This is a genomic window from Pseudomonas sp. FW305-E2 (genome assembly GCF_058782925.1).
Genome location: NZ_JBYSYE010000084.1, coordinates 1 through 8,902, shown reverse-complemented (window position 1 = coordinate 8,902; position 8,902 = coordinate 1). Strand labels below are relative to the sequence as shown.

Sequence of the window (8,902 nt, the reverse complement as noted above, 5' to 3'; positions counted from 1 at the left end):
TCATCGGCACCGGCCACTGGCTCAGCCTGCTGCTGTGCTGGCGACCGCGCTGGCCGAAGGTCATCCGCGAGGCCGGCCTGCCCGGCAAGCCAGTCCCACCCGTGACAACCCTGGGCGACTACCCACCCGCAATCCAGGCACGCCTGCTCGCCAACGCCGACCGCTGGCAGCTCAAGCCCGGTAAGCGGCCGGCGAAAAAGCCACGCAAACCGCGCAGATCCAAAGCGCAAGAGAAACCGGCTGCGCCCAACGAATGATTGTGTCTGAATTCAGAATTCGAACGTGTACCCCACGATCACCCGGTTCTCATCCGCTGCATCGGCAAAATTCGAGCGCATGCTCGCATTGCGCCAACGCAGCGACACATTCCTGAGCGCCCCCGACTGCACCACATAGGTGATATCCGTAGTCCGCTCCCATTCCCGCCCCTCACCGTCGGCAGCCGCCAATGTCCTGCCCTTGGCGCTGGCAATGCGCTGCGGGTCCACCTGATTGCCCTTAACATAACGCACGTTGAACGTCAGCCCGGGGATGCCTACAGCAGCAAAATTGAAGTCGTAGCGCAGCATCCACGCCCGTTCGTTGGCCAGGGCAAATGTGCTGACCTGCTGTTCGCTGAACAGGTAGGTATCGGTGCCCCCCACGTAGGCATATGCCGTATCCCCGCGCACTTTCTGATAGCCGCCACTGAACGTGTGGCCCTGAACGCTGTACCCGAAGTTGGTACTGAGGGTCTGATTGTCGACTCCGCCCAGCAACGCCCGGCCCTGCTTCCTTGCATTGAACCAGCGCCACTCGGTGAACACATCCCCCGGCCCGAGGCGGGTCTTGAACTTGAAACCGGCAAAATCACGCCGGAACAGGTCTTCGAGCACACTGGTGTGAAGGCTGAGGGTCAGGTTGTTCAACGGCTGGTAATCGACACCGGCGTAGCGCAGGCGATCACTGGTGGCCGTCGCCGAATAGGCCCCTTGCTGCGCCATGGCGGTCAGGTCCTCATAGTCGGTGGAGTCACGCAATTTGGTGGCATTCACCTGCAGCAGGGTGAACGTAAACCGGTCCAAGTCTTTGCTCACCAGTTGCACACCGTTGAACCACTGGGGGAACAAGCGGCTGCTGTTGGACGCCAGCAATGGCAGTTGCGGGCTCAGGCCCCCCGCTTTCAATTCGCTCTGTGCCAGCCTGGCCTTGAAGGTAGCCACGGCCTTGGCGTAGTCATCCGCGGCGCGTTTGTCGCTGCCTCGCGGCAACAGGCCGGAACCGCTACGGTCAGGCGATGAGTCCAGCTTGAGCCCCAGCATGCCGGCTGCGTCCAGGCCAAAGCCAACCACGCCGTCGGTATAGCCAGACTGCAAGCGCAGCATGAAGCCTTGGGCCCATTCACTGCGCCGCGATTGCGTGGCGCTGTCACCGTGAAAGTCGCGGTCGAAATAGAAATTGCGTAGTTCCAGGCTGCCACTGCCGTCATGGATAAAGGCAGCCTGGGCGGTTTGACAGGCGCAGTAAAGCGCCGAGAGCACCAGCGATGCTCGCCGAAAGATCACGATCATTGGTATGCCTTGTGCTTATTCTTGTTGTTGTTCGAAGACTCAGCGCCAATCAGCTTTTGGGGTTGCGCACGCAACGCATCACCACCAGGCATGCGACCAGGATCAGCGGCGCGATTGACAGCATGCCCATGTAGGTGCTGTCGGTAAGGTCATTGATCTTGCCCACCATCACTGGTGCAACGATGCCGCTCAGCTGTCCCACCGAGTTGATCGCGGCGGTGCCGGTGGCAATGGCCAGCCCCGAGAACGTCGACTGTGGAATGGTCCAGAAGATCGGGATAGCGATAAAGGTGCCCGCGGTGGCCAGCACCAGCGCGGTCATCATCGCGAAGGGAGAGCCGGAGAACAGGCACGCCAGCAGGTAACCGGCGGCGGCCGCCAGCAGGCAGTACACCAGATAGCGCTTGCGCTCGCCGGTGCGGTCGGAGTGACGAGTCAGCAACACCATGCCGATGCACGCTACCGCATAGGGCAATGCCGACAGCACGCCAACCCAGAGCATGTCTTGCACCCCCGAGGACTTGATTAGGTGCGGCATCCAGAAATTAAGCCCGTAGGACGCGGTTTTGACCACGTAGTAGATAAACGCCATGATCGCCACTTCACGTGTCAGCAACACCCGCCAGATCGAGCCGAGTATCGGTTTTGCGGTGCGTTTGTCCTGGGCAAGGTTCTCCGCCAGCAGGTCCTTCTCCTCGCGGCTCAACCATTTCGCCGCCTCGATATCACGGTCCAGCTTCCATAGCACCAGCAGGCCCAGCAGCACACACGGCAGCCCGGACATCAGGAACAACCAGTGCCAGCCAGCGAGGCCCAGCACGCCGTCCATTGTCCCCAGCAAAAAGCCCGCAGCCGGGCCACCCACCGCACCGGCCAGCGGCACCGCCAGGAACCACAGGCCATTCATCTTCGCCAGGTGCTTGCGGGGGAACCAGCATGCCAGATAAAACAGGATCGCCGGGCCGAAACCGGCCTCCATGACGCCGATCAGAAAGCGCAGGAAGTACAGCGTGTACTGGGTATAGGCAAATACCAGCGCAGCCGTCGCCAGGCCCCAGGACACCATGATCCGGCAGATCCAGGCCGGAGCCCCGTAGCGTTTCAGGCCAAGACTGCTGGGCACTTCGAACAGCACGTAGCCGACGAAGAACATGCTCGCGGCCAGGCCGTAGGCGGCATCGCTGAGGCCCAGTTCCTGCTGCATTTGTGTCTTCGCAAAACTGATGTTGATGCGGTCGAAGTAGGAGAACAGGAAGCAGATGATAGCCAGCGGCATGATGCGCCAGGCCACACGGCGGTATAGCAGTAGCTCATTGATGTGACTGTCGTTGCGCTCACGCGCCAGTTCGCCGGTCAAAGCAACCATGGTGAATCTCCATTCTTGTAATTATTGGAGAGCAGCGACGTCTCGAAGGGCGCCACCAGCAGGTTTTTTTAGCGAATACGGATCAGCTTTTCCTTGAAGCTCTGGCCTTTTGCGACGTACTCGGTCGCATTGCGCTGCATACTGGCGATGGCATCGGCAGTGAGCTCGCGCACTACCTTGGCAGGTGCGCCCAGAATCAACGAGTTGTCGGGAAACACCTTGCCTTCGGTGACGATGGCGCCGGCACCCACCAGGCAGTTGTTGCCGATGACCGCGCCATTGAGCACCACTGCCTGAATGCCGATCAGCGCGCCATCGCCGATGGTGCAGCCGTGCAGCATGGCCTGGTGGCCGATGGTGACACCTTGCCCCACTGTCAACGCAAAGCCGGGGTCGGCATGCAAGACAGCACCCTCCTGCACGTTGCTGTGCTGGCCGATACGGATCGCTTCGTTGTCGCCCCGTAGCACGGCCTGCGGCCATACACTGACGCCTTGTTCCAGGGTAACGTCGCCGATGACGCTGGCATCCTCGGCGATGAACGTTTCCGGGTGCAGGTTGGGCGCAAGGTTGTCATATTGGTAGATCGCCATCTCAAGTCCTCCTCACGCCGCGTCGTCTGTTTTCAGCACGCCCGCCGCACACAGCTGGGCAATGTGCGCGTCGCTGTAACCCAGTTCACGCATCACTTGGCGGGTGTGCTCACCAATCCGCGCGATCGCCCGCCGTGGCTGCAGGCGCTGGCCGTCCAGTGACAGCGGCAATAACGGCATCGGTGTGTGGCTGCCGTCTTCCAGTTGCAGCTCGGCCATGCCACCGCTCTGTAGCAGGTGGGGGTCCTCGAACAGCTCTTCAGGGCGGCGGATCGGCGCGAAAGGAATGCCGTTGGCTTCCAGCTGCACCGCCAACTGCCCGGCGTCCAGCGGCGCAAACACCTCGGCCAGGTGCGCCAGCAGCCGTGGCCGCTGCAACACGCGGTCGTTATTGCTACCAAGGGTTGGGTCATCAAGCAAAGCGGTCTGCCCCAGTACCCGGCATAACGCGTGCCACTGGCCTTCCCCTGTGGCGGCGACAAACATCTGCTCGCCACCGGCAAAAGTGAACACGTCATAGATGGCCCAGGCACTGATGCGGTTCGGCATCGGCGCTGCGGCTTCACCGGTGACCACGTACTGCTGCATATGCTGGGCAGCCAGCAGCACGCAATTCTCGTACAGGGCACTTTGCACCTCACGGCCCCTGCCGGTGCTGTGGCGCTCGTTGAGTGCAGCCAGCACGCCAATGGCGCCGAACATGCCACCCATGATGTCGTTCACCGAGCTGCCTGCGCGCAGCGGGCGCCCTACCGGCCCTGTCATGTAGGCCAGACCGGCCATCATCTGTACCACTTCATCCAGCGCCAGGCGGTTATCGTATGGCCCGCTGAGGAACCCCTTGTGCGAGGCGTAGATCAGCCCTGGATTGCGCTGGCACAGTGCGTCGTAGCCCAGACCCAGCTTTTGCATACGCCCGGGCTTGAAGTTCTCGATGAAGACGTCGGCGGTGTCGATCAGTTGCAGCACCGCCTCACGGCCCTCGGGCGTTTCAACATCGACAGCGATGCATTGTTTGTTGCGGTTGAAGGTGCGGAAAAAACCCGCCCCTGCGCCCAGCAACCGGCGCGTGCCGTCGCCGCGTACCGGCTCGATCTTGATGACTTCGGCGCCAAGGTCGCCGAGGATCATGCCGCACGTCGGGCCCATGACCATATGCGAAATCTCTACGACACGGATGCCGTCCAAGGGAAGTCTGGACATCGTGGTGCTCCTCTTACGGGCAGTTCAGGCGTGGCGGTGTGTGTTGGCGAAGTTGAGCGGCAATCCGGCCCGGGCGATGAAGCCGTAAAGTGGCTCGCCCGGTAGCGCTTCGCTTAGTACCTGCCGGGTTTCGATCAGTGCAGGCAAGTCGATGCCGGTGTCGTAGCCCATGCTTTGCAGCATGAACACCAGGTCTTCGGTCACGGTATTACCAGACGCGCCAGGGGCGAACGGGCACCCTCCCAGGCCCGCCAGGGAGGCATCCAGTTCTCCAATGCCCTGCTGCACCGCCACCAGGCTGTTGGCCAAGGCCAGGCCCCGGGTGTCATGGAAGTGCGCGGCCTTGAGACGGTCGCCTGCAATCTCCCGTACGGCCTGAAGCACCGTTGCCACCTGGCCCGGATTGGCATAGCCAGTGGTGTCTCCCAGGGAGACCAGGTCGCAACCGGCTTCGATCACCTGGCGGGTCAACGCACACAGGTCAGCCAGCGGCACCTCGCCCTGGCGGGTGCAGCCAAAGGCCACCGACATGCCGGCCACGACTTGCACCCCATGCAGGCCCATTTCAGTACGCAGCTGGCACATGCGCCCCAGTTCCTCGACCATCTCCACTGGCGTGCGGCGCACGTTGGCCAGGCTGTGCGCCGTGCTCACCGATACCGGGGCGACGATGCGGTGTGCACCCGATTCAAGTGCGTCCCTTGCGCCACGAAGGTTCGGAGCCAGCACGGTTACTTGCAGGTCCGGGTACGTGAGGGCGTGGGCCACCACTTCGCGGGCATCGGCCATCTGCGGTAGCAAGCGTGCCGACACGAACGACGCGACTTCCATATGGCGCACGCCGGCGCCGTAAGCGGCGTCGATCCAGCGGCGTTTGGCTGCTGTCGGCATGATCACTTGCAGGCTCTGCAAGCCATCGCGCAGGCCGACTTCATTGATTGTTATTGTTGTCATCGCGGTCTCTCTGTCTGAAGCGTTGCGCCAGACTAAGAGCTGGATGACGGGCAGAAAAGACGTGTTTCGCGGGCTGATCCATCGTCAGCCACGATGGATCAGCCCGCGACCTGCCAGGCCGGTGCACGCAGCAACAGGTGGTCAAGCAGGCGCCGAGCCGACAGCGAGAGCGTGTGCCGGTCGCGCATGCAGATGACGAATTCGCCAAGCGCCCAGTCGTCAGTCAGCGCAATGACCCGCAGGTCGAACAACGCCGCATAGCGGGACACGGCCTCTTGCGGAAACACCGCCAGGCCAAGGCCGAACTGCACCAGACGGTATGCCGCGTCGAACGACGACACGTACGAACGAAAATGCAGCGCCTTGCCTGACTGTTCGGCGCTTTTACGCATAAAAGCGTTCAATGTGGCAAAGGCCGAGAGCCCCAGGTGGTCGTAACCCAGGGTTTCCTCGAAGGCAATCTGGCTGCGGCCGGCCAACGGGTGGTCAGCAGCAACGACCACGGCCAGGTGATCCTGCCGATACGGTACGAAATCCAAGTCACCCACCGCCATGGATTTGCGGCAGATGCCGAGGTCTGCAGTGCCCTCGGCCACACCACGAACGACATCGGCGCTGAAGCGCTCTTCGATATCGGCCTGGATGAGTGGGTATTCCAGCATGAACGCTGACAGTTCTTCAGGCAAAAACTCCATGATCGACGATACATTGGCCAGCACCCGCACATGACCACGCGCGCCGTGGGCGTATTCGCTCAGCTCGCTGTCCAGGCGTTCCATGGCGCGGGTCATTTCCCTGGCATGGCGCAGCAGTGCAAGCCCCGCCGGGGTGGGCTCCACGCCGCGCTTGCTACGTTTGAGCAAGGCGGTGCCAAAGCGCGCCTCGATGTCTGAAATACGTTTGCTGACGGCGGACGGCGCCATGAACGCGCGCTCGCCTGCGCGGGCGATGGTGCCTTCTTCGCAGACGACGATGAACAGGTTCAGGGAAAGGTGGTCGAGGGGTTGCATCGCTTGGCTCGGCTTGGGGAAGGGACCGCCGTAGCACTGTAGCAAAAACCGCATTGGCTTCTAAAACCGGGTTTGAATTACCGGCCCCCAATCCCCAACCTTGGGGGAACGCTGCCCACCGCCAGCGGCTGGCATAAAGCCCTACTGAGAATCTGTAGCCCCTGCACCACAAGGCCTGCAAAGCATTTTTCAGGTGTTGGCACAGCTCTTGCCGATCTCCTCCCAGACGCCCCAAGTCCATGGGCCCGTTTGCAGGAGGAATTGACTCATGCACCGACCGATACCCCACCCGCTGGCAGTGGCGATTTTCGCCGGCATGCTCCAGCTTCCCGCGCAGGCCGCCTTGAACGCTGTCGATCCAGGCGCTTACGTCCCAGCCAATGGCGGCTTCCCCGCCTGGTACCAGGACAGCCACGGTCGTACCCTCGACCTGTGCCTGACCAAGGCCGTCAGCTCCCGGGTCGCCGGCGCACCTGGTGCACCCTCATACATGTGCACGCTACTGCCCACACCTGGTGTGTTCGACGATACCCAACCCATCGTCTTCCCCACCAACTTCCCTGACGAAGCGTTCTGGTTCACTGCCGACGCTGCCATCGTCGACGCTGCGCGTGGCATCGACCTCAGCTATGGCACGGCGATCGAAGCGGCATTCGCTGCCGAAGAACCTGTCGAGGGTGACCAGGTCAGCTTCGCCCGGGTCCGTATCCGGGTCGACGTACCCACCGCGGGCACCTACGTGGTCACCCACCCCTATGGTGTTGAAGTGTTCGATGTGCCCGTTGCAGGGCGCCGGGCGATCAACATGACCCGCGACATCGGCATCGCCGGCGCAGGCGACTTCACCGGCGCACTCAAGGGCGATGTCGGGCCGTTCCTGCGCAGTGTCAACGGCCCCTACACCGAAGGCAACGAGCGCTTCATCGGTGACCCGAACCTGGAAGAACGGGTAACGGGCAGCCCATTCAACACCAACTACGTGCGCATCGAAGGCCCTGGTGGCATCGACCTGCGCACCGAGCTGTTCGCTGTCTCGGGCAAGCTTTCCGAAGTGGCCCTGCCAACCCCGCTGATGCCACAACGCAGCACTTACTCACGCCATACCGAGAACGGCGACCTCATCGCCCAGCAAGACATCTTCGTGTTGGCCCCGCCGCCACCGGCAAGCGTCACCCTGACCAGTCAGACCCCCAACCTGAGCCTCACCGAGGCCAACGGCACCGGCGCCTGGTACGCCCAGTCAGCCCTCAACCCGGCGGCCGGAACCATCGTGACGCTGTCCGCTGACAACAGCGTGGCAATCCCGACCAGCAGCCTGACCACCAGCAACGTTCCCCTGACCGACCTGGTCACCATCACGCAGGCCCAGTACCGCCTGTCCACTGGCGAGCTGACCCTGGTGGCCAGCACCAGTGACGAAACAACACCTCCAGTACTTACCGCACATACCGGCAACGGCACGCTGATCGGCAACCTGGGCGGTACCGGCGCCGTGAAGACGTTGAGCATGACCCTCTCGCCCATTCCGCCGGCCAAGGTGCAGGTCACCAGCGCCAACGGTGGTAGCGACTCCGAAGACGTGGTGCTGGTGCCATGAACAGACAAAGGCTCAGCCTTCAAGGAGGCAGCATGAACACTTGGTCGCGCCGTGCGCTGTTGGCCGCCGGTTTCTCTCTTACCGTTACCAGCGCCGCGTTTGCCGCGCTGTCTGATGTCGACCCGGGGCCCTACACCTTCGCCACGGGTGGCTATCCGATGTGGTACAAGGACAGCCTCGACCAATCCCTGGAGCTGTGCCAGTCGCGTGCCACCAGCACCCGTGCGCCAGGCGCACCAGGGGCGCCCGCCTACATGTGCACCTTGTTGCCCGAGCCCGGGATCTATGACGATGCCCTGCCGCTGGTATTTCCAGATAACTGGCCACCCGAGATGTTCTGGTTCCTGGCCGAAACCTCGATACCACAAGTAGGTAACAGCGGTTATGAACTGGAGGTCTACGTTGCCGGTATAGAGGCAGCCTTCGCGGCTGAAAACCCGGTAGACGGTGATCAGCAAAGCTTCGCCCGCATCCGTATCCGCGCTTCGGTCCCACGCACCGGTACCTACACCATCACGCACCCTTACGGGGTGGAGACGGTCAACGTCACCACGGCAGGTCGTCGCGCGATCAATATCACTCGGGACATAGGCATTGGCGCTCCGGGCAACTTCCAGGGGGCGCTGGGG

Annotated in this window: 7 protein-coding genes and 2 pseudogenes; 3 read left to right on the top strand and 6 right to left on the bottom strand. The window is 62.4% G+C overall.

Annotated features, from left to right (window positions below; genetic code table 11):
* Positions 1-257 (top strand): annotated as a pseudogene (locus AC3WLP_RS27660) (DUF6708 domain-containing protein); the annotation flags it as partial.
* Between the two features lie 12 nt (positions 258-269).
* Here the strand turns inward: AC3WLP_RS27660 and AC3WLP_RS27655 are convergent.
* From AC3WLP_RS27655 to AC3WLP_RS27630, 6 genes are all read right to left on the bottom strand, one after another.
* Complete coding sequence (locus tag AC3WLP_RS27655) at positions 270-1,550, bottom strand: OprD family porin (RefSeq protein WP_019751436.1); 1,281 nt, start codon at positions 1,548-1,550, stop codon at positions 270-272.
* A gap of 49 nt (positions 1,551-1,599) precedes the next feature.
* Positions 1,600-2,916 carry an MFS transporter gene (locus AC3WLP_RS27650; protein ID WP_088512676.1) on the bottom strand — a complete coding sequence of 439 codons (1,317 nt, stop codon included), beginning with the start codon at positions 2,914-2,916 and terminating at the stop codon, positions 1,600-1,602.
* A gap of 68 nt (positions 2,917-2,984) precedes the next feature.
* Positions 2,985-3,509 (bottom strand): gamma carbonic anhydrase family protein, encoded by a 525-nt coding sequence (locus AC3WLP_RS27645; protein WP_014861744.1) that lies wholly within the window; start codon positions 3,507-3,509, stop codon positions 2,985-2,987.
* Positions 3,510-3,521: 12 nt separating this feature from the next.
* Complete coding sequence (locus AC3WLP_RS27640) at positions 3,522-4,712, bottom strand: CaiB/BaiF CoA transferase family protein (protein WP_088512677.1); 1,191 nt, start codon at positions 4,710-4,712, stop codon at positions 3,522-3,524.
* Positions 4,713-4,736: 24 nt separating this feature from the next.
* Positions 4,737-5,666 carry a hydroxymethylglutaryl-CoA lyase gene (locus AC3WLP_RS27635; protein ID WP_047605215.1) on the bottom strand — a complete coding sequence of 310 codons (930 nt, stop codon included), beginning with the start codon at positions 5,664-5,666 and terminating at the stop codon, positions 4,737-4,739.
* 98 nt (positions 5,667-5,764) lie between these two features.
* Entirely contained in the window at positions 5,765-6,676 is a 912-nt protein-coding gene (locus AC3WLP_RS27630) for a LysR family transcriptional regulator (protein WP_014756898.1), read from the bottom strand.
* Between the two features lie 268 nt (positions 6,677-6,944).
* On the opposite strand from AC3WLP_RS27630, the gene AC3WLP_RS27625 reads away from it, so the two are divergent.
* Both AC3WLP_RS27625 and AC3WLP_RS27620 read left to right on the top strand, forming a co-directional pair.
* The gene (locus AC3WLP_RS27625; RefSeq protein WP_010954268.1) at positions 6,945-8,273 is read left to right on the top strand and encodes a hypothetical protein; all 1,329 of its coding nucleotides are present in this window, start codon (positions 6,945-6,947) and stop codon (positions 8,271-8,273) included.
* 32 nt (positions 8,274-8,305) lie between these two features.
* Positions 8,306-8,902 (top strand): annotated as a pseudogene (locus AC3WLP_RS27620) (Ig-like domain-containing protein); the annotation flags it as partial.

What these genes read in the sequence shown, in the direction of transcription:
- AC3WLP_RS27655 (WP_019751436.1), bottom strand. Translation starts at nt 1,550, where the DNA reads ATGATCGTGATCTTTCGGCGAGCATCGCTGGTGCTCTCGGCGCTTTAC.
- AC3WLP_RS27650 (WP_088512676.1), bottom strand. Translation starts at nt 2,916, where the DNA reads ATGGTTGCTTTGACCGGCGAACTGGCGCGTGAGCGCAACGACAGTCAC.
- AC3WLP_RS27645 (WP_014861744.1), bottom strand. Translation starts at nt 3,509, where the DNA reads ATGGCGATCTACCAATATGACAACCTTGCGCCCAACCTGCACCCGGAA.
- AC3WLP_RS27640 (WP_088512677.1), bottom strand. Translation starts at nt 4,712, where the DNA reads ATGTCCAGACTTCCCTTGGACGGCATCCGTGTCGTAGAGATTTCGCAT.
- AC3WLP_RS27635 (WP_047605215.1), bottom strand. Translation starts at nt 5,666, where the DNA reads ATGACAACAATAACAATCAATGAAGTCGGCCTGCGCGATGGCTTGCAG.
- AC3WLP_RS27630 (WP_014756898.1), bottom strand. Translation starts at nt 6,676, where the DNA reads ATGCAACCCCTCGACCACCTTTCCCTGAACCTGTTCATCGTCGTCTGC.
- AC3WLP_RS27625 (WP_010954268.1), top strand. Translation starts at nt 6,945, where the DNA reads ATGCACCGACCGATACCCCACCCGCTGGCAGTGGCGATTTTCGCCGGC.